Source organism: Rouxiella aceris (assembly GCF_012933545.1).
Classification (GTDB): domain Bacteria; phylum Pseudomonadota; class Gammaproteobacteria; order Enterobacterales; family Enterobacteriaceae; genus Rouxiella; species Rouxiella aceris.
In genome coordinates this window covers 167,597-186,487 of the sequence record NZ_JAADJU010000011.1, presented here as the reverse complement: position 1 = coordinate 186,487, position 18,891 = coordinate 167,597, and the positions used below count along the sequence as shown (strand labels likewise).

The 18,891-nt window shown below is 53.8% G+C and carries 20 protein-coding genes and 1 tRNA gene; 12 read left to right on the top strand and 9 right to left on the bottom strand.

Features of this window, described 5'->3' with window-relative positions:
* Positions 1–2 precede the first annotated feature (2 nt).
* Positions 3–728, top strand: coding sequence for a 4'-phosphopantetheinyl transferase family protein (locus GW590_RS19650; protein WP_169404762.1), 726 nt, complete (start codon positions 3–5; stop codon positions 726–728).
* Here GW590_RS19650 and yafC read toward each other — a convergent pair.
* Entirely contained in the window at positions 717–1,631 is a 915-nt protein-coding gene (gene yafC / locus GW590_RS19645) for a DNA-binding transcriptional regulator YafC (protein WP_169404761.1), read from the bottom strand. The genes GW590_RS19650 and yafC overlap by 12 nt on opposite strands.
* A 346-nt stretch (positions 1,632–1,977) precedes the next feature.
* On the opposite strand from yafC, the gene GW590_RS19640 reads away from it, so the two are divergent.
* Complete coding sequence (locus tag GW590_RS19640) at positions 1,978–2,787, top strand: endonuclease/exonuclease/phosphatase family protein (RefSeq protein ID WP_169404760.1); 810 nt, start codon at positions 1,978–1,980, stop codon at positions 2,785–2,787.
* A 114-nt stretch (positions 2,788–2,901) separates the two neighbouring features.
* Here GW590_RS19640 and mltD read toward each other — a convergent pair whose 3' ends face one another.
* Both mltD and gloB read right to left on the bottom strand, forming a co-directional pair.
* Positions 2,902–4,278: a murein transglycosylase D gene (gene mltD / locus GW590_RS19635; protein ID WP_169404759.1), complete on the bottom strand. Its 1,377-nt coding sequence runs from the start codon at positions 4,276–4,278 to the stop codon at positions 2,902–2,904.
* Between the two features lie 69 nt (positions 4,279–4,347).
* Positions 4,348–5,103, bottom strand: coding sequence for a hydroxyacylglutathione hydrolase (gene gloB / locus GW590_RS19630; protein ID WP_169404758.1), 756 nt, complete (start codon positions 5,101–5,103; stop codon positions 4,348–4,350).
* A 163-nt stretch (positions 5,104–5,266) separates the two neighbouring features.
* On the opposite strand from gloB, the gene GW590_RS19625 reads away from it, so the two are divergent.
* Complete coding sequence (locus GW590_RS19625) at positions 5,267–5,992, top strand: class I SAM-dependent methyltransferase (RefSeq protein WP_169404757.1); 726 nt, start codon at positions 5,267–5,269, stop codon at positions 5,990–5,992.
* A gap of 63 nt (positions 5,993–6,055) precedes the next feature.
* On the opposite strand, the gene rnhA is transcribed toward GW590_RS19625, so the two are convergent.
* Positions 6,056–6,523, bottom strand: a complete 468-nt coding sequence (gene rnhA / locus GW590_RS19620; protein ID WP_169404756.1) for a ribonuclease HI — start codon at positions 6,521–6,523, stop codon at positions 6,056–6,058.
* A gap of 70 nt (positions 6,524–6,593) precedes the next feature.
* Here rnhA and dnaQ point away from each other — a divergent pair, with 70 nt between their 5' ends.
* Positions 6,594–7,343: a DNA polymerase III subunit epsilon gene (gene dnaQ, locus GW590_RS19615; protein ID WP_169404755.1), complete on the top strand. Its 750-nt coding sequence runs from the start codon at positions 6,594–6,596 to the stop codon at positions 7,341–7,343.
* Between the two features lie 150 nt (positions 7,344–7,493).
* Positions 7,494–7,570 (top strand) — tRNA-Asp (locus GW590_RS19610).
* 62 nt (positions 7,571–7,632) lie between these two features.
* On the opposite strand, the gene GW590_RS19605 is transcribed toward GW590_RS19610, so the two are convergent.
* Positions 7,633–9,138 (bottom strand): NCS1 family nucleobase:cation symporter-1, encoded by a 1,506-nt coding sequence (locus GW590_RS19605; protein WP_169404754.1) that lies wholly within the window; start codon positions 9,136–9,138, stop codon positions 7,633–7,635.
* Positions 9,139–9,313: 175 nt separating this feature from the next.
* On the opposite strand from GW590_RS19605, the gene GW590_RS19600 reads away from it, so the two are divergent.
* From GW590_RS19600 to GW590_RS19585, 4 genes are all read left to right on the top strand, one after another.
* A complete protein-coding gene (locus GW590_RS19600) occupies positions 9,314–10,045 on the top strand; it encodes a GntR family transcriptional regulator (protein ID WP_169404797.1) in 732 nt (243 codons plus the stop codon).
* Complete coding sequence (locus GW590_RS19595; RefSeq protein WP_169404753.1) at positions 10,042–10,809, top strand: aspartate/glutamate racemase family protein; 768 nt, start codon at positions 10,042–10,044, stop codon at positions 10,807–10,809. The genes GW590_RS19600 and GW590_RS19595 overlap by 4 nt, the downstream gene beginning before the upstream one ends.
* 18 nt (positions 10,810–10,827) lie before the next feature.
* The gene (puuE, locus tag GW590_RS19590; RefSeq protein WP_169404752.1) at positions 10,828–11,769 is read left to right on the top strand and encodes an allantoinase PuuE; all 942 of its coding nucleotides are present in this window, start codon (positions 10,828–10,830) and stop codon (positions 11,767–11,769) included.
* A gap of 72 nt (positions 11,770–11,841) precedes the next feature.
* Positions 11,842–12,129 (top strand): chorismate mutase, encoded by a 288-nt coding sequence (locus GW590_RS19585; RefSeq protein ID WP_169404751.1) that lies wholly within the window; start codon positions 11,842–11,844, stop codon positions 12,127–12,129.
* A 178-nt stretch (positions 12,130–12,307) separates the two neighbouring features.
* On the opposite strand, the gene hpxZ is transcribed toward GW590_RS19585, so the two are convergent.
* The 4 genes from hpxZ to GW590_RS19565 all read right to left on the bottom strand — a co-directional run bounded on the left by hpxZ (position 12,308) and on the right by GW590_RS19565 (position 16,038).
* Complete coding sequence (hpxZ, locus tag GW590_RS19580; RefSeq protein WP_169404750.1) at positions 12,308–12,691, bottom strand: oxalurate catabolism protein HpxZ; 384 nt, start codon at positions 12,689–12,691, stop codon at positions 12,308–12,310.
* 121 nt (positions 12,692–12,812) lie between these two features.
* Entirely contained in the window at positions 12,813–14,210 is a 1,398-nt protein-coding gene (locus tag GW590_RS19575; protein ID WP_169404749.1) for an AtzE family amidohydrolase, read from the bottom strand.
* Positions 14,207–14,407, bottom strand: coding sequence for an oxalurate catabolism protein HpxX (gene hpxX / locus GW590_RS19570; protein WP_169404748.1), 201 nt, complete (start codon positions 14,405–14,407; stop codon positions 14,207–14,209). The genes GW590_RS19575 and hpxX overlap by 4 nt, the downstream gene beginning before the upstream one ends.
* A gap of 44 nt (positions 14,408–14,451) precedes the next feature.
* The gene (locus GW590_RS19565) at positions 14,452–16,038 is read right to left on the bottom strand and encodes a gamma-glutamyltransferase family protein (RefSeq protein WP_169404747.1); all 1,587 of its coding nucleotides are present in this window, start codon (positions 16,036–16,038) and stop codon (positions 14,452–14,454) included.
* 261 nt (positions 16,039–16,299) lie between these two features.
* Between GW590_RS19565 and GW590_RS19560 the strand changes: the two genes are divergently transcribed.
* The 3 genes from GW590_RS19560 to GW590_RS19550 all read left to right on the top strand — a co-directional run bounded on the left by GW590_RS19560 (position 16,300) and on the right by GW590_RS19550 (position 18,889).
* Complete coding sequence (locus tag GW590_RS19560; RefSeq protein ID WP_169404746.1) at positions 16,300–17,139, top strand: MurR/RpiR family transcriptional regulator; 840 nt, start codon at positions 16,300–16,302, stop codon at positions 17,137–17,139.
* A gap of 251 nt (positions 17,140–17,390) precedes the next feature.
* Positions 17,391–18,182 (top strand): transporter substrate-binding domain-containing protein, encoded by a 792-nt coding sequence (locus tag GW590_RS19555; RefSeq protein ID WP_169404745.1) that lies wholly within the window; start codon positions 17,391–17,393, stop codon positions 18,180–18,182.
* A gap of 41 nt (positions 18,183–18,223) precedes the next feature.
* Positions 18,224–18,889 (top strand): amino acid ABC transporter permease, encoded by a 666-nt coding sequence (locus GW590_RS19550; RefSeq protein WP_169404744.1) that lies wholly within the window; start codon positions 18,224–18,226, stop codon positions 18,887–18,889.
* The last annotated feature ends 2 nt before the right edge of the window (positions 18,890–18,891 follow it).

Genomic DNA, 18,891 nt, shown 5'->3' with positions numbered 1-18,891 from the left:
CGATGACCGGTAACGTGCAAAATGACCCTGGCCAACAACAGTGCTGTTGGCTGTTGCATGCCGGGTCTGAATTGCCGTTCTCGACCCGGCGCTTGTCGCCGAGGCTGCTTGCTGAAGCCGCAACCATGAGCCAGGCGCGTGCTTCGCGCTTTTTGGCTGGCAGAGCGCTGTTGGCCGAGCTGGTTTTTCGGCAGTATGGGTTGCCCGTTCTCCCTGAAATGATCACGCAGCCGGCAGGCAAGCCGGTTTTCGTCGATCCCGCCCTGCCTTATTTCAATATCAGCCATAGCGGAGAGCAACTGCTGGTGGCGGTAACGAAGAGGGTTGCACCTGGCTGCGATATTGAAGTTAATCGCCCGCGTCGCGGAATAATGGCGCTGGCAGCGGAATTTTTTAGCGCAAGGGAAAATCAGTGGCTGGTTGGGCAAAGCGACCGGCAGGCGGCTTTTTGGCAGCTCTGGTGCCTGCGTGAGGCGCTGTTAAAAAGCCAGGGGATGACGGTTTGGTCGATGTCTGCCATCAGCCTGGATCCGCTGGCGCAGCGCTTCTCTGCCCCCTGTGCTGCGCAGATGCAACTGTTGCATGCCTTTGACGAAACCGCCTCGTTAGCGCTGGCCTTACCCGTCGAAGTGAGCACCGTGGTGCGGTTTACGGTTAATACAATCGGTGAGTTAGCCGCACTACCCGCTTTAACCTGGCAGCGTTATCTAAGCCGGTCAGATTGTTAACGGCGCCGAGTCGTCCCCGTTACCCAGGCGTTCACTAAGAAAATCGATAAAGCAGCGGATCCGCGTGCTGACTGCCTGATCGCTGTAGTACACCGCGTGCAGCGGCATGGCAATCGGCATCACCTCCGAGACCAGCAGTTCAACCAGTTGTCCGCTGGCGATATCCTGTCGAGTCATAAAGTCGGACATACAGGCAATGCCGTTGCCGGAAAGACAAAGCTGACGCAGTGTTTCGCCACTGCCTGCGCTGATAAACGGCCTGATGGTCAATTGTTGCCCGTCTGCACACAGCAGCGGCCATTTATTCAGGGCCATCACTTCATTAAATCCCAGACAGCGATGATTGGCCAGATCGTCCACGCTGGTGGGCGTGCCCCATTTTTGCAGATAAGCGGGGGAGGCCAGTACGCTACGGTAACTGAGCATCAGTTTGCGCGCACGCAGGCTGGAATCATCCAGTTCACCCACGCGGATCGCCACATCGACCTTACGGTCGATAAGATTGATATTACTTTCAGACGAGAACAGCGACAGGGATATTTTCGGATAGCGTTCAGTAAATTCCGCCACCAAGGGGGCCAGCACATGCAATACCACCGGCGTCGCGGCATCAACGCGCAATAGTCCTTGTGGCACATTGCGATGCTCCAGCAAATCGTTCTCTGCGGAGGCCATTTCCTGCAAGATCTTTTGCACCCGGCTAAAATAGCGCTCCCCTTCATGGGTGAGGCTGATCTGCCGCGTGGTGCGATTGAGTAACTGAATACCCAACTTTTGTTCCAGACGCTTGATGGTACGGCTTACCACCGAGTTATCCTGCCCCAGTTGCTCTGCCGCCCGACTGAAGCTGCCACTTTCCACTACTGCAACAAAGGCGATTAACTCTTCTGAGCTTGCTTTCATTATTGTTACTCCAGCATAAATAACTCACTACTTTCGTTATTTAAGCACGAGCAGAACGCTGCCGCCATTAAATGGCACTCTGTTTTTAACACATCGCCCCTCTTTGCTGATTTCCCCTGAACAGCGATCGCAAGGCGAATACATTAGCAATGTAAACAAATTGGGTCTTGAGTTTAGGGCGCGTATACTGAAATAACCGCTGAAGGGAAATTTTCCGCACAGCCGATTTACAATCACCGGTTCGCCATAAGATGTGCAAGCGCAAATCATGGTGACCCGTCTTACCTGGTAAGCGACGCAAGGTTTGTCTATCACCGGTAAGTGATGAGGATAATGGGTTAACAGCGTGCCAAAAAAAACGTATGCAATGAGGTATGTTGCAGGTCAACCGGTCGAGCAAATCTTTCCGGGAGCCTTGGCGCATCTTGGACCGAAGCTGCCACCAGGCGCTGCACTGCCCAATTCGAATATTTTGCGCATTATGGTTTGGAATATCTTCAAACAGCAGCGTGCCGACTGGCTTTCGGTGCTGAAGGGCTTTGGTAAAGATGCGCAGCTCGTGCTGTTACAGGAGGCGCAAACCACCCCTGAGCTGATCCATTTTGCCACTTCAAACTATCTTGCCGCCGATCAGGTCCCGGCTTTTGTCTTGCCTCAGCATCCGTCAGGGGTAATGACGCTGGCCGCCGCCCACCCGGTGTATTGCTGTCCGTTAAGAGAGCGCGAGCCTCTGCTGCGGCTGTCCAAGTCGGCGTTAGTCACGGTTTATCCGCTATTGGATGGGCGTTTATTGATGGTAGTGAATATCCACGCGGTGAATTTCAGTATTGGTGTCGATGTCTACAGCAAGCAACTGGATCCGATTGGTGAACAGATCGCCAACCATAAAGGTCCGGTAGTTCTGGCGGGCGACTTTAATGCCTGGAGCCGTCAGCGGATCAACGCGCTCTATGGTTTTGCCAATAATGTGTCGCTGCAAGAGGTGCGCTTTCCTTCGGACCTGCGTCGCCGGGCTTTTGGCCGTCCGTTGGACTTTATTTTCTACCGTGGCTTAAGCGTGATGCAGGCCAATGTGATGGAAACACGGGCTTCTGATCACAATCCGCTATTGGTGGAGTTTTTAGCCCAACAACCACCGGCGCATATAGCCTTGTGATCTTACCCGGCGACAGAGCGATAGCCATGATTTTTAGCCGCAAAAAAAAGCACCCGAAGGTGCTTTTTTTATACTGGCGACAAAGTGGTATATCTTGCTGCCGGGGACAGTTTATCAGCTATCAGGACTCTGCTTGCCGCTGACAAATAGTGTCAGCGTTTCGCCTGGCTGGAGGTTGTCCATGCCCGCATTCCAGCGCAGTACATCTTTGATGTTAACGCCGTGCCGCTTGGCAATACTGGCCAACGAATCGCCTTTACGTACCTGATACTTGATACTGCCACTGTTGCTACCGCTTACGCCGCTGTCTGTCACTTGCAGGGTTTGCCCAACTTTTAACACGCTCGCCGAGCGTAAATTGTTCCAACGCTGTAAATCACTGGACTTCACATTCAGTTTGGCCGCAATGCCTTGCAGGTTATCGCCGGAGCGAACCTTGTAAGACGCTGCGCCAGACGTGCTGTTGCTGGCCAGTTTGGTTTCCTGCACTGCACTGATGTCTCCATCAGCCAGCGAGACCTTTAGCTGGTCGGCATGCGTCTTTGGCAACACAATGTAATGTGGGCCGTTAGGGGCCGTAACATCACGTTTGTAGCCGGTATTAAAGGACTTTAGCTTAGTCAGTGACATGCCCGCCATCTCAGCCGCCTGAGTTAACTGCATCTGTTGACCGACTTCTACTCGTGCCAGGGCACGGTCTTCACTCGGTTTCGGTAAGCTAATGCCGTATTTTTTACTATTTTTCAGAATTTCGCTCAGCGCTAACATTTTTGGAACATAGATCGACGTTTCACGAGGAAGCGCCAGTGCCCAAAAATCGGTAGGCTTACCTTTGGCTTTATTCTGTTTAATGGCTTGCATCACGCGACCTTCACCGCTGTTGTAGGCAGCGACCGTCAGTAACCAGTCACCGTCAAACATCTTGTTCAGGCTTTGCATCATATCAAGCGCAGCAGTTGTCGACGCCACCACATCACGGCGACCGTCATACCACTGGTTTTGCTTTAAACCATAATTGCGACCCGTTTTAGGCACAATCTGCCATAACCCAGCGGCGTTGGCTGCTGAGGTTGCTTTTGGGTCAAAAGCGCTCTCCACTATGGGTAGCAGTACCAGTTCCATCGGCATTTTACGTTTCTTAATCTGCTCGGTGATCCAGTACATGTACGGCTCTGCCCGTAATGTTACATCGTGGAGATAGCTCTTATTTTTTAAATATTTATTTTTTTGCTCACGGATCCGGGGATTATCCGGAACCTTCATCTTCAGCTCGTCGCCAATGAAGTTCCACAGATTCTTTTGCGCAAGGGCATCATTACTACTCAGCCATTGCGCCGATGTCGCTCGACCATCGTCTGTGTACTCTCCTGCTTCACTTTGACTTGCCGAAGACAAACTCTGTGCATGCTGTACCGGTACCCGCACGTCCTGCCTGGACGCCTGGCAACCGACCAGCAACACCGAGGCGAAGATAATCGCTTTTGCCTTCATGTGTTTGTCATAGTTGCTTAAAAGACGAGCAATAATACTTTACCCAGGCAAAAAACACAACCAAAAGCTTCAGAAGCTATCCTTGAGCTGGCGTAAACGGGCAAATACTTGCCAGTCTTGCGTTATGCTTCCGTTAAGGTCTAATTTCTTTTGTAAATCAGTGTCATGGCATCGTAAGAATAGGTTGATTTTGCGTTCTAAACCCAGGGTTGTAGGGAGGGATGATTGTCCATTTTTGCGCTTAGCCAACACGTATTCTTCATGGGCTGAAATATCAGAATCGTCTGGCAGGATCTGGCGTGCAAACTTAAGATTTGACACTGTATATTCGTGTGCGCCACAGACCAGCGTATCGTCAGGAAGTTCAGCTAACTGTTGAAACGATTGGTACATTTGTTCGGCGGTGCCTTCAAAAAGACGTCCGCAGCCTGCCGAAAACATTGTGTCGCCGCAGAAAAGATAAGGGGCACTGTAGTATGAGATATGACCTAATGTGTGCCCCGGGGTAGCAAAAATCTGCCAGTTGACCCCACCAATTTCGACCTTTTGCTGGTTTTTAAGAATTATCTTAGCTCCTTTACTGGCAGTTTCCTCTGGCCCGTATACTTTTACAGCAGAAAATCGCTCGGTAATTGCGCGTACGCCGCCAACGTGGTCGTCGTGATGGTGGGTGAGCAAGATGGCTGTCGGGGTTAAATGGCGTTCTGCCAGCGCCTGAAAAACTGGTGCGGCTTCTCCTGGATCGACGATCACACAATGGCCATTTTGGTCGTCAATTAGCCAAATGTAGTTGTCCCGTAGTGCCGGAATGCTGATAAGATTCATGACAAACTCCTGTGATACCTGCTGTAGTTGAAATTGCAGCTGTGTCAGCTACGTTTGATACCCGAAATACTATCAGAGTAGGCGCATCGGGCGCTTCTCGCTTGCTGCCTTGTCGTTACCCCAATAAGACGGGTGGCGGCAACAGCCTGAAAGTTGAAAAATTATGAAGTCAGCGCATATCCGTAAACATCTCGTGGCGCCTTCGTCCTGGCAAGATATTCCCCGTGGCGAGCACTACCGTGCCGCCCTTGAACATCAACTGCAACCCTGGTGGGGCAAGCTGTATGGTTTTCATTTGCTTAAGATTGGCAATTTAAGCACCGAAATCAATAGTGAGGATTGTCCGATTTCCCATCAGGTCAACGTGGCGCCGCAGGGCGAAAATCTTCATGTGCAGGGCGATCCCTATTACCTGCCGTTTGAGCAAAAATCGGTAGATGCCTGCCTGCTGTGTCACACCCTTAATTATGCCAGCGATCCTCATCGCATCCTGCGTGAGGTCGATCGGGTATTGATTGACGATGGCTGGCTGGTGATTGGCGGCTTTAGCCCGCTAAGTCTGCTTGGTGTCGGCAAGTGCCTGCCGGTGTTGCGTAAACGTCAGCCTTTCTGCAGCCGGATGTTTACGCAGACGCGACTGCTGGACTGGTTAAGCCTGCTGAATTACGAAGTGATGTATTCGTCGCGCTTTCATGTTTTGCCCTGGCATAAACAGGGCGGCCGACTACTGAGTGCGCATCTGCCGGCATTGGGCTGTATGGCGGTGATTGTCGCCAGAAAACGCACCTTGCCGCTGTTGCCCACCGCCAAAAAAGTGCTGGCGCGTCGGCGCTCAATGGTTCAGCCAGTGGGGGCCAATAAAAGCTATCGCAAAGGGCATGACGAGTAGTAGTAATAAAAGAGAAAAGCCGGGAAGGTCTGCGCATCGCCAGGGGCGAGCGCAGTAGCCTGATTATTTTTCGGGCTGGTAGCCCACGTCTTCCAGCGTTGGGTTACTGGCAGCATTGCGCGCCAGTTCATCGCAGCGTTCGTTTTCCGGATGACCGGCATGACCTTTTACCCACAGCCAGTTAAGGGTGTGGGTCTGAATGGCCGCGTCCAGTCGTTGCCATAAATCGACGTTTTTGACCGGTTTTTTGTCGGTGGTTTTCCAGCCGCGTTTTTTCCAGTTATGGATCCAGGTAGTGATGCCCTGGCGAACGTACTGGCTATCGGTGCTCAGCGTAACGTCACAAGGGGTAGTCAATGCCTCGAGCGCCACAATGGCCGCCATCAGCTCCATGCGGTTGTTAGTGGTCAGCCGATAACCGGCGCTGAAGGGTTTTTCATGTTCTTTATAGCGCAATATTGCGCCGTAACCACCGGGTCCCGGATTGCCAAGGCAAGATCCGTCGGTGAAAATTTCTACCTGTTTGCGCATCTCTGGTAGACTCTTCCATCAGAATGTAAAGCCTAAGTCTGACATAAACGAGCGCTATGAGCACTGCAATATGATCACAACTCCAACCCGACAGATAGTTCTCGATACCGAAACCACCGGTATGAATAAACTGGGTGTCCATTATGAAGGGCATCGCATCATCGAAATCGGCGCCGTCGAGGTTATCAACCGACGTTTGACCGGGCGCAACTTTCATATGTATCTCAAGCCCGATCGTCTGGTCGATCCCGAAGCCTTTGGCATACATGGGATCAGCGACGAGTTTCTTGCCGACAAGCCAACCTTTGCCGAGATTGCCGATGACTTTCTCGAGTATATTCGCGGCGGCGAGCTGGTTATCCATAACGCCAACTTTGATATCGGCTTTATGGACTATGAGTTCGGTATGCTGGGGCGGGATATCCCCAAAACCGAAACCTTCTGTAAAATCACCGATAGCCTGCAAATGGCGCGGCGGTTGTTTCCCGGTAAGCGTAACAGCCTGGATGCCCTTAGCGATCGCTATCTGATCGATAACAGCAAGCGAACGCTGCACGGCGCACTGCTCGACTCCGAAATTCTGGCCGAAGTCTATCTGATGATGACCGGTGGTCAGACGCTGATCAAGTTCTCCCATGAGGGCGAGCAAAATACCGGCGATGATGGTCAGGATATCCAGCGTATTCTGCGTCCGGCTTCCGGGTTGAAGGTGTTAATGGCCTCGGAAGAGGAGCTGGCGGCGCATGAATCCCGTCTGGATCTGGTGGTGAAAAAGGGCGGTAGTTGTTTATGGCGACCAGCACCGCCGGCAGCAGAATAACACCCGATTTTGGTAGTCAATTTTCTCGCGACGCGGAAATAGTGAACAAATAGAATTATTTGTCAGAAAAACCATTGACGGAATCCTCTGCCAAAAGTAATATGCGCCTCGTTCCGTTCTCCCTTGAACAGTTCGGAATAGCAGTACTGTGGAGCGGTAGTTCAGTTGGTTAGAATACCTGCCTGTCACGCAGGGGGTCGCGGGTTCGAGCCCCGTCCGTTCCGCCACATTCAAAAGCCCTGAGTTAGCAATAACTCAGGGCTTTGTCGTTTTTATTGGCCTTGCGCCATTACTCTTTGCCTAACTCGGCTTTTATATAACTCATGGATACGCTGGCGGCACGATCGTGACGAGCCACAAAGCGGTAGAACCCTGCCGACAGAAATGCGCCAATAAACCAGCTAAAATTGGCTACCTGATGCAGGTCAGGAGTAAAGCTAATCACCAGACCAATCAGCACCGCCGGGATCAGCGAGGCAATGGCTTTCGGGTTAAAGCCGTTACGATACCAGTAGCGTCCGGACGGTGTAGCGTTAAACAGGGCATCGACATCGAGATGGCCGCGTTTAATCAGGTAGTAATCTGTCAGCAGAATCCCGAACAATGGTCCGATAAAGGAGCCCAGCACGTCGAGGGTATAGTGGATAAGTTCTGGTGACTGGAACAGGTTCCACGGGGTTAACAATACTGAACCTACGGCAGCAATCATCCCGCCGGTGCGGAAGCTGATTTTTTGCGGTGAGCAGTTGGAGAAGTCAAAGGCCGGTGACACAAAGTTGGCGACAATATTAATGCCGATGGTGGCAATAATCATGGTCAGCAGGCCGAGGGCTACCGCAACGCTGTTGCCAACGCGGCTTACGGTTTCGATAGGATCGGTGATCATAGTGCCAAACAGCGACTGGGTACCGGAAACAATGACCACGGTGACAATAGAAAACAGCAGAAAGTTAAACGGCAGGCCCCAGCGGTTGCCGCGGCGTATTTCGCCCATATTTTTTGCGTAACGAGAGAAATCGCCAAAGTTTAGCAATGGCCCGGAGAAATAGGAGACCACCAGCGCGGTGGCGGTGATCATTTCCCAGGTTTGCTGACCGGCAGTCAGTGATTTGCTGGCCAGGGTAAAAGAGATATTGCTCAGACCGGTTTTGTACACAATCCAGGCAGCCAGCAGCAGCATCACCACATACACCGCCGGACCGGCGACATCGATAAAGCGTTTGATCGCGCTCATACCGTGCCAGAACACCATCGCCTGCAATACCCACATAATGCCAAAGCATATCCAGCCCAACGCCGACAGGCCCAGCCAGTGCGGCAAGGTTAACGGATTAAGTGCCGGGAAAAACTTCAACAGCACCAGCATCAGTGCGCTGGCCGCCAGATAGGTTTGAATACCGTACCAGGCAAAAGCAATCAAGCCACGGATCACCGCCGGAATATTGGCACCAAATACGCCAAAGGCCTGACGGCAGATCACCGCATAAGGCACTCCAGCCTGCTGGCTGGGTTTGGCCACCAGGTTTGCACAAATCTGCACAATACAAATTCCGCATAACAGACAAATCAATACCTGCCAGCTGGCCAGGCCAAGAGTAAAGAAGCTGGCGGCCACCACGTAGCCTCCCATACTGTGTACGTCAGACATCCAGAACGAAAAAATATTGTACCAACTCCAGTTCTGATCGCGGGTTGGGGCCAAATCGTCATTACATAACCTGGGGCTGTAGTGCGGCTTGATGATCCCGGCACTTGAGGCCGGGGCAGCAGCAGAGGTGATTTCCTGGTTTGGCATAAATCGTGCTCCTGTCATTGACAACATTTGGAAGAAGGGAGGCCGTCTTGCGGCGTTCCAAAAAAAATCATTCAAATGTGCAGTGCAGGAATTAGGCCAAATTTTATTTTTTGTATACAAAAAAAGATATTCATGTATACGATTAGCTATCTGAAAGGTATACGGAGTAGTGATGATGACCAGCTGGAGCGGCCTGAATACGGCTTATTTTACTGAGGATAAAGACGATCATATTTATAACGCATTGGTCAGATCGATCGTCGAACATCAGCTTTTGCCCGGAAACAAATTACCGGAAGAGGCCCTGGCCGAGGCGTTTTCTGTCAGTCGTACCGGCATTCGTCGCGTGTTACAGCGCCTTGCCGCAGTGCAATTGGTGACCCTTTTGCCCAAACGTGGTGCGCATGTCACCCTGCCGGATGCCGAAGAATCGCGCAGCGTTTTTACTACCCGAAAAATTCTTGAGTGCGCCAATATGGTTGAAGTGGTGGCGCATTGTCAGCCACCGCACCTGGCGGCGATGAAAAAGATCGTGAGTGAAGAGAAGCGAGCGCATGACGATCGCAATGGTCCGGCGGCGATCCGGCTTTCTGCCGCTTTTCACGTCCAGTTACAGGCAATTTCGGGCAACAAAGTGCTTACCGAAACCGTGTCACAGCTTACTCTGCGCTCTTCGCTGGCCATTGCCGCCTGGGGCGCGCCCTGGCAGCAAGGTTGTCGCTGCCACGATCATGACGATCTCTTGCTGTTGCTGAAAAAGCGCGACAGCGCGGCATTGGCTGACAGTATGGCGCAGCATTTTGACGCTATTGTCGCCAGCCTGCGTTTTGAAAACAGTGAAGGTCCAGTCCCTGACTTTGCACAAATTTTTGCTGGCGCAGCTGTGCATAAGGAAGTGCAATTATGACGGCCGCCCTGCAACGCAGTGTTGATACTCGGTTGTGTATACAATTGATCAATCCTAATACCAGCCTGGGGATGACCGAAGTGATGGCCACTACCGCGCGGCAAGTGGCCTCGGTGGGGACGGAAATCCTTGCCGTTTGTCCACAGGAAGGCGCGCCCTCGATTGAAGGGCATTTTGATGAAGCTATTGCCACCCTGGGTGTTTTACAACAGGTCAAGGCTGGGCGGGAGGCGGGCGTTGACGGCCATATTATTGCCTGCTTTGGCGATCCGGGGCTGCTTGCCGCTCGCGAGATTGCCCGCAGTCCGGTGGTGGGTATCGCCGAAGCGGCAATGCATATGGCCACGCTGCTGGCGACACGTTTCTCGATCGTCACCACCCTGCCGCGCACTCTGACCATTGCGCGGCATCTGCTGCATCAATATGGTTTCGAACGCCACTGTGCGGCGCTGCATGCCATTGATCTACCTGTGTTATCCCTCGACGATGGCAGTGGCCTGGCACAGCAGAAAGTGCGCGAGCAATGTATTAAAGCCAAACAGCAGGACGGCAGTGGAGCCATCGTACTGGGTTGCGGTGGTATGGCCGATTTGGCGCAGGCGTTGACGATTGAACTGGGTATGCCGGTGATTGACGGCGTCAGCGCGGCCGTGCGCCTGATTGAGTCGCTACATGCCCTGCGTCTGACCACCAGTAAATACGGCGATCTCGATTATCCGCTGCCTAAACCTCTTTCCGGGCGCTTTAAAGACCTGAATAATTAATGACTAGCCGAGAAAACCATGTCTGATATTGATTATGATTTCACCCGTAATTATCCCCGCGATCTGATTGGTTACGCCGGTCGTCCGCCGCATGCCAACTGGCCGGGCAATGCCCGTATCGCCGTACAGTTTGTGCTTAACTACGAAGAGGGGGCGGAAAATAATGTGCTGCATGGTGATGCCGGTTCCGAGCAGTTTCTGTCCGATATTATTGGCGCGGCCAGCTTTGCCGATCGGCATATGTCGATGGATTCCCTGTATGAATACGGACCGCGCGCCGGTTTCTGGCGTATTCATCAGGAATTTCAGCAACGCGGATTACCATTGACTATCTTTGGTGTCGCCATGGCGCTGGCACGCAATCCCGAAGTGGTGGCGGCGATCAGGCAGGCGGACTATGACGTGGTGAGCCACGGCTGGCGCTGGCTGCATTATCAGGATATGAGCCAACAGCAGGAAGCGGAACATATGCGCAAAGCCATTGCCGTGCTGGGCGATCTCTTTGGTCAGCAACCTCTGGGCTGGTACACCGGTCGCGACAGCCCCAATACCCGTAAGCTGCTGGTGGAGCAGGGAGGATTTCAGTATGACAGCGACTATTATGGCGACGACCTGCCATTCTGGATGCCGGTAACCCTCGACTCTGGCGAAGTAAAATCTCATCTGGTGATCCCCTATACGCTGGACGCCAATGATATGCGCTTCGCTTCCCCGCAGGGCTTTAACAGCGGCGAACAGTTTTACAGCTATCTGAAAGACAGTTTTGACGTGCTTTACGCCGAAGGGGAAACCGCACCAAAAATGATGTCTATCGGCATGCATTGCCGTATTTTGGGCCGCCCGGGACGTTTCCGAGCCTTGCAGCGGTTTCTTGATTATGTGCAATCCCACGATCGGGTTTGGGTTTGCAAACGGCAGGAGATTGCAGACCATTGGGTGAAATATCATCCTGCCAGTTGATCACAACAGTAGATTTACCTGCAACTTGCTGTAACCTTGTTGATCTTGTGTACTAGTTATGGAGATCGAAGGGTGGAATTTTCATCAATTGAAGAGGTGAGAAGTTGTATCGACCAGTTGGATAGTGAGTTGGTCAAACTGATCGCCCGGCGTGGTGAATGTGTCAAGGCGGCGGCCAGATTTAAAAAGGACCAGGATGCGGTTCGAGCGCCGGAGCGGGTGCAGAAAGTGATAGATAAAGTTCGCCGCGACGCCGCGCAGGCTGGGTTACCGGAAGTCATTATCGAAAAAGTCTATCGGACGATGATCGGCGCATTTATCGATTACGAACTTGAGCAGCATCGGGATTTAAATCAATAATCGGTGATGCCTTTGCCAGCGTTGTAAACAGCCGGAGAGCGGGGACGATGGCAGAGCGCGCGGCGGTTGGTTCGGCATGTCACCGGCAGTGACGTCAAGGATATGCACTCGTCCGTTAAGCGCATATCCTTGTCCCTGGCAGCGGTCCTGTCTGCTAATTATCTGCCTGGTGTCGCCGTTATTGCATCAGACTGACATGGGCGGCGACAATCTTCCAGCCGCTGGCCATTTTGATCCAGGTTTGCGTCTGGCGCCCGACTTTATCGCTGCCTTCGCGTCTAAATTCGGTGCTGGCAATCGCCATATCGTCACCAAAAGTGGTGATCACCGTGTTTTGCAAGTCACGATCCAACCCCTGCGGCGGTCGTGAAGCGCGAAACTCGCGGATAGCGTCAATACCGTATAAATTCTCTCCGGCACCAAAGCGCAAGGTGCGCTTGTCGTGCCAAAACAACTCATCCAATACCACGGTGTCATTGTTGATCAGTGCCTGTTCGTAGCGATAAAAGGCGGCGTTGACTTCCGCAAGGATCGCCGGGCGATCGATATGTTCAGTTTTCATTGTTATCTCGTATGCTGCAAAAAGTTTTACCCCAGGCGTCGGCGATGGTCCGCAAATGGCGTTAGCGTCGCTGCGACAATCGCCTGCGGGACAGGGCCTCAATCCCCGAAAAGTAACCAAATCAGGCTACCGTCGTGCTGCTTACGCTGACGATACCTCGTTGTTCTAATGCCCAGGCGGCGCGCAGGCAGAGATCTTCGCGCCAGGGGGGCGCAATCAACTGCACGCCAATGGGTAAACCGCTGGCCGTGGTCAGCGGCACGGAAACTACCGGCAGGCCAAGAAATGAGATCGGTTGGGTCAGCATACCCATACTGGCGCGCGTTGGCAGTGTTACGCCGTTGATTTCAATATTCTCCTGACCTATCAGCGTTGCCGCACAGGGCGTTGCCGGAGCAATCAGGATATCCCAGTGGGCAAACATCGCCAGTACTTGTTGCTGAAACTGGTGACGAAAGCGTTGCGCCTGAATGTACCACGCGGAAGGGATCATCGCACCGGCTAACAGACGTTCTCGGGACAGCGGTTCAAATTGCTCAGGGATAGCGCGCAGTTTGGGCAGATACTGATTGCCGCCTTCGGAAGCGCTAATAATAAAAGCCGCCGAACGTGCCAGTTCCGCCTGTGGCATCTGCACTTCTTCTTGTGCTTCCAGCGCCTGAGCAACGCGTTGTACCGCTGCCCTGGCGTGGTCGTCGCACCAGGTCGTGAAATAACCGCCAAGTACTGCGCTACGTAGCCCTTGCTGTCCACGGCTGAGCAGCGAAAAGGTCTCGCCGGTCGGCTGGTCAGCCTGAAATGCATCGGCGCTATCCTGACCCTGTATCGCGTCATAGACCAGCGAAAGATCGCTGCTGTTGCGCGCCATTGGCCCAATATGATCAAGACTGGCGACAAAAGGCTGACTACCGTGGCGCGAGATACGACCAAAGGTCGGTTTTAAACCGACAATACCGCTCAGGGACGAAGGCACTCGGATCGAGCCATTGGTATCACTGCCGAGGGTAAAATGCACCAGCCCGGCGGCGACTGCGGCGGCAGATCCGCCGGACGATCCGCCAGCAATACGATCCAGACTCCGCGGATTGCGGGTAACGCCATAGTGGCTGTTTTCGGTGGTAAAGCCGTAGGCGTAGGCATCCATATTCAGCATTCCCGACAGCAACGCCCCCTGGCTGGCAAGTCGCGCCACCGTCCAGGCGTCCTGTTTGGCCACCGGGTTGCTGCTATTGAGACTGGCACCCGCCAGAGTGACCTGCCCGGTGACATCCAGCAGATTTTTCACCGCATAAGGCACGGCTGCCAACGGCGGCAAGCTGGCTCCGCTGGCGCGCAGCTTATCGATTTTCGCCGCTTCGCTTAGCATACGTTGGTGAGTGATATGGGTATAGGCATTGAGCGTGGGATTGGCTTGCTCAATATTTTCCAGCGTTTGACGGGCGATGTCGCTGGCGGAGATCTCTCCGCTGCGCAGTGTCTGCTGGATCTGGCTGATAGTCAGTTGCGCCAAGGATTTCATGCGTGATAAACCCCGGCAATTTCCAGACGCGGATCGAGCGGCAAATCCATCAATGGCTGGGCCATGGCGGCAATGCGGCTAAACTGGGTCAGCAACTCCTGACGACGGGCATCATCGAGTTCCAGGGCGAGAACCGCCTCCATCTGACGGATATAGGCCGCCCAGTCAGCGGGCGCGGCAGCAGGTGTCTTTTTCATAGCGGATCCTGTTATTTACCAAGTAAAAATTTGTGCCATCAAGATTAAAATCCTGCCGCGCTACCGTTGCTGCGCGGGTCGGAGGCACCTTCAAACATGCCATTGGTGTGGCGCACGATCGCCCCGGCATGGCCGACGGCTTCGCTAAATTCCGGCAACATTTCTACCTCATGCCCCCGCTGGCGTAGCCCGGCGAGAGTAGCGTGACTAAAACGCGCCTCCAGCTTCAGCGAGTCAGAACTTTGCCCCCAGGTGCGGCCCAGCAGCCAGCGCGGGCCGCTAATGGCCGCTTGCAGCGGCTGGCCTTGCACTACGTGGCGGATAAAGACCGCGGCCTGGGTTTGTGGTTGTCCGTCACCACCCATGGAGCCGTAGACCATAGTGCGTCCGTCATACAAACGAGCAGCGGCCGGGTTGAGCGTATGGAACGGCTGTTTGCCCGGTGCCAGCGCCAACAGATGATTGGCATCGAGGCTAAAAGAAGCACCGCGGTTTTGCCACATCACGCCGCTGGCAGGGAGCACGACACCGCTGCCAAATTCGTGGTAAATACTCTGGATAAAGGACACCGCCAGGCCGCTGCTATCCATCACCCCCATCCACACGGTATCGCCGGGACCTTTGCCCTGGCCCCAGTCGGCGGCGCGGTGCGGATTGATGCGGGTTGCCAGTGCGTCCAGATAGCCCGTATCCAGTAGCGCCTGTGGATCCTGAGTCATAATGCGTGGATCGGTGATAAAGCGATCGCGCAGGCTGAAGGCCAGCTTGGTGGCTTCGACAATACTGTGGATGGTCGCCCCTTCATCCATCGCCTCAAGGTTAAGGCGATCGGTTAATCCGAGGATCGCCAGCGATACCAGACCCTGCGTCGGCGGGGTGAGGTTAAAAATTTCACCTTTGCTGTGATTCAGCTTCAGCGGGATACGGCGTTGTGCGCGGTAGGCGGCAAGATCGTCGCGGGTGATCGGCATGCCCAGTTTCTGGAAATCGGCGGCCATGCTGTTGGCCAGATCGCCGCGATAAAAACTGTCCAGCCCCTGTTCACACAGTTGCGACAGCGTAGAGGCCAGCTGTGGCTGGGTAAAACGCTGGCCGCTGAGCGGCACCTGACCGTTGGGCAGAAAGATCTCGGCAAAGCTGGCCATCGATTCCAGCTCATGGCGCTTGCTGCGCGTGGCGGCTTCCTGTGAGGCGGTCACCGGAAAACCGTCGGCGGCGTAGCGAATGGCATCGGCCAGTAAACGGGAGAGCGGTTGCTGATCGCCGCCCCATTCGGCGGAAATATTCAGCGCTTCCTGCCAGCCGCCGACGGTGCCGGCCACGGTAAGTGCTGCGGTGGGGCCACGATGGGGGATATGGGTTTGCCCGGCGTAAAAATCGAGGGAAGCTAATGAACCTGCGGCACCGCTGGCATCAATGGCTACCGGGTCGCCCTGCGGAGGTACTATCAACCAAAAACCGTCACCGCCCAGTCCGTTCATATGCGGATAGACCACGGCAATGGTAGCGGCGGCGGCGACCATGGCTTCGATGGCATTGCCGCCTTCACGCAGCACCGCCAGCGCACTCTGGCTGGCAAGATGGTGCGGCGTGACGGCCATGCCAAACGGGGCGCTGTTACTGTTAATCATGCCAATTTCCTTTTTTACGGTAGGGTCTGTTCATCTGACTCACTTCTCTTCACTTTTATCCGCATATTTTTTAGATTTGCGATCGCCGCGAGCATTGTTAAAGCATAAAGCTAAGCAAGAGGTGTTCCACATCGGCCGGTAGGGGGCTTTCTTTTGGCCAGCAAGAATAAAAAACGCCATCCTGATGACGAAAATTAATTTGCCTTAGCTATTGTCGGTCGTGATATCTTCGGCTGAAACGTTGGTTACAGGATACGACATATGAAGCAGATCGATGAACGCCTGCGTGGCTGTTACCCCGAGCTGACGCCGCAGGAGCAGCGGGTTGCGGATTTTATTTTCGATCATATTGATGATCTGATGAGCTATAACAGCGCCGAGCTGGCCCGGTTAAGCGGGGTATCCAAGGCCACGGTCAGCCGCCTGTTCAAGCGTCTTGGCTACCCGAGCTATCGCGATATGCGCGACGAAGTGCGCACGCTGCGGCAAAGCGGTATGCCGCTGACCGATAGCCGTGATGCGGTGCAGGGCAATACCCTGCTGTCACGGCACTACAAGCAGGAAATGGCCAATCTGACTCAGTGGGTTAATCAGCTCGACGGCAGCCAGTTTAGCGCAGTGATCGCCGCCCTGAGCCTGGCGCGCCAGGTGCGGTTGCTGGGGCTGCGTAATAGCTATCCGGTGGCGTTGCATCTACGTCAGCAACTGTTGCAGGTGCGGGAGCAGGTGCTGATGATGCCACAGCCAGGGCAAACGCTGGCGGAGGAACTGGTCGATCTCACCCCCCAGGATGTGGTGGTATTGGTCGCATTTCGCCGCCGTCCGCGCGGGACGCGGGCCATTTTGACGCAGTTGCAGCAGATGAATGTGCCGGTGCTGTTAATTTGCGAACCCCAGGCGCAGTCGCTGATCCCGCTGGCGCGCTGGCATTTGTCCGCCTCGCTCGATAGCGTATCCGCTTTTGATTCCTATTCGGCGGCGATGAGTCTGGCCAATCTAATCAGCAATGCACTGCTGCATGAAATGCTCACCTCCGGAAGGCAGCGAATTCATCAAATCACCGACCTGTATCAGGATCTCGACGAGCTGGAACAGCGTTAAATTGCCCCTTTTTGAGCCCCGAATTGGTGCTTGCGCACAAAAATAGTGCGTTTTGTTTTTTCGGGGCTGACAGATCTCTGGCCATAGTGCCGCCCATTTACTCCCTTGCTGTGCGGTTTTCTTGCCTATTCCTTTATAGATCCTGATGTTGCTGATAGCGGTAGGGCATTTTTATTTTTTGGCACATTAGTTGCAGAATACTTGCCATAAGAATCTATTGTTTCATAAACTACTAATCCGGGGAATCGACAATGAAAATGAACAAACGGTTATTGGCGTGGGTGGGTGCAGCGATGCTGATGATGCAGGCACCTTTGGTGATGGCCGATCAGTTGCAGGATATCCAGCAGCGCGGTGTATTGCGGGTCGCTATCCCGCAAGATTTTCCTCCCTTCGGCTCGATCGGCACCGATATGCAACCCCAGGGTTACGATATCGATATGGCGCAGTATCTGGCCGACAAGATGAAACTTAAGTTGCAACTGGTGCCGGTGTCCAGTGCCAACCGCGTACCTTATCTGCAAACAGATAAAGTGGATCTGGTGATCTCCAGCCTGGGCAAAAACGCCGAGCGCGAAAAAGTGATTGATTTCAGCAATGCCTACGCGCCGTTTTTCCTTGGGGTATTTGGCGCCAAAGGCGACACCATGAGTGATATAAAACAGCTGTCGGATAAAAGCATTGGCGTCACCCGTGGCGCAGTAGAAGACTTGGTGCTGACTGATATCGCACCGAAAGATGCCAAAATTGAACGCTACGAAGATAACAACACCACGCTTTCTGCCTATCTGTCAGGCCAGGTGCAATATATCGCCACCGGTAATCTGGTGGTCGCAGCCATTGCCCGCCAGAATCCGCAAAAAGCGCCGGTGGCGAAAGTGATGCTGAAAGACTCTCCGTGTTTTGTCGGCATGCGCAAGGACGAACCGGCGCTGAAAGCCAAGGTCAATGAGCTGATTGGCCAAGCGCTAAAAGATCAGACGCTCAACAACCTGTCCGAAAAATGGATGAAAGCGCCACTGCCTGCCAATCTGGGTGCCTGAGTCCACATGCGTTCTATCAGTGCCAGTAACGGAGAATTAGCATGACATATCAGCTTAATTTCGCTGCATTATGGCCCTATATGCCGCAGTTGTTGGGCGGCCTGTGGACTACCATTGAGCTGACTTTCATGGCCACGATTGGCGGTATTGCCATTGGCATTACTGGCGCGGCGATCCGCTGCGGTAACCATGTTGCCCTGCGTCGTATCTGGGGGGGATATGTTGAAGCGATCCGCAATACGCCTTTTGTGGTGCAACTGTTTTTTATCGTCTTTGGTTTGCCCAGTCTCGGGCTGAAACTGACGGCCGGTGAAGCGGCGCTGCTGGCCATGCTGATTAATCTCGGTGCCTATAGCACCGAGATTATTCGAGCCGGCATCCAGGCGACGCCAAAAGGGCAGTGGGAGGCCGGGCGTGTGCTGGGTCTGACCCGCAGCCAGGTCTTTTTTCGCGTGATCCTGCCGCCGGCGTTGCAACGTATTTATCCGGCGCTGGTGAGCCAGTGCATTATCGTTATGCTGGGATCGTCGGTAGTTTCGCAGGTCTCTTTTCAGGAGCTGACCTTTGTCGCCAGCCTGATCCAGTCGCGGACCTTTCTCAGTTTTGAAGTCTATCTGGTGTGTACGCTGTTTTATCTGGCGTTGTCGATTGTGATGCGTCAGCTGTTATTGATCGCCGGACGCCGCTTCTTTGGGAGTTACCGCTGATG

Bases quoted from the DNA above. Each gene is read 5' to 3' on its own strand.
- GW590_RS19650 (WP_169404762.1), top strand. From the start codon at position 3: ATGACCGGTAACGTGCAAAATGACCCTGGCCAACAACAGTGCTGTTGG.
- yafC (WP_169404761.1), bottom strand. From the start codon at position 1,631: ATGAAAGCAAGCTCAGAAGAGTTAATCGCCTTTGTTGCAGTAGTGGAA.
- mltD (WP_169404759.1), bottom strand. From the start codon at position 4,278: ATGAAGGCAAAAGCGATTATCTTCGCCTCGGTGTTGCTGGTCGGTTGC.
- gloB (WP_169404758.1), bottom strand. From the start codon at position 5,103: ATGAATCTTATCAGCATTCCGGCACTACGGGACAACTACATTTGGCTA.
- GW590_RS19625 (WP_169404757.1), top strand. From the start codon at position 5,267: ATGAAGTCAGCGCATATCCGTAAACATCTCGTGGCGCCTTCGTCCTGG.
- rnhA (WP_169404756.1), bottom strand. From the start codon at position 6,523: ATGCGCAAACAGGTAGAAATTTTCACCGACGGATCTTGCCTTGGCAAT.
- dnaQ (WP_169404755.1), top strand. From the start codon at position 6,594: ATGATCACAACTCCAACCCGACAGATAGTTCTCGATACCGAAACCACC.
- GW590_RS19605 (WP_169404754.1), bottom strand. From the start codon at position 9,138: ATGCCAAACCAGGAAATCACCTCTGCTGCTGCCCCGGCCTCAAGTGCC.
- GW590_RS19600 (WP_169404797.1), top strand. From the start codon at position 9,314: ATGACCAGCTGGAGCGGCCTGAATACGGCTTATTTTACTGAGGATAAA.
- GW590_RS19595 (WP_169404753.1), top strand. From the start codon at position 10,042: ATGACGGCCGCCCTGCAACGCAGTGTTGATACTCGGTTGTGTATACAA.
- puuE (WP_169404752.1), top strand. From the start codon at position 10,828: ATGTCTGATATTGATTATGATTTCACCCGTAATTATCCCCGCGATCTG.
- hpxZ (WP_169404750.1), bottom strand. From the start codon at position 12,691: ATGAAAACTGAACATATCGATCGCCCGGCGATCCTTGCGGAAGTCAAC.
- GW590_RS19575 (WP_169404749.1), bottom strand. From the start codon at position 14,210: ATGAAATCCTTGGCGCAACTGACTATCAGCCAGATCCAGCAGACACTG.
- hpxX (WP_169404748.1), bottom strand. From the start codon at position 14,407: ATGAAAAAGACACCTGCTGCCGCGCCCGCTGACTGGGCGGCCTATATC.
- GW590_RS19565 (WP_169404747.1), bottom strand. From the start codon at position 16,038: ATGATTAACAGTAACAGCGCCCCGTTTGGCATGGCCGTCACGCCGCAC.
- GW590_RS19560 (WP_169404746.1), top strand. From the start codon at position 16,300: ATGAAGCAGATCGATGAACGCCTGCGTGGCTGTTACCCCGAGCTGACG.
- GW590_RS19555 (WP_169404745.1), top strand. From the start codon at position 17,391: ATGAAAATGAACAAACGGTTATTGGCGTGGGTGGGTGCAGCGATGCTG.
- GW590_RS19550 (WP_169404744.1), top strand. From the start codon at position 18,224: ATGACATATCAGCTTAATTTCGCTGCATTATGGCCCTATATGCCGCAG.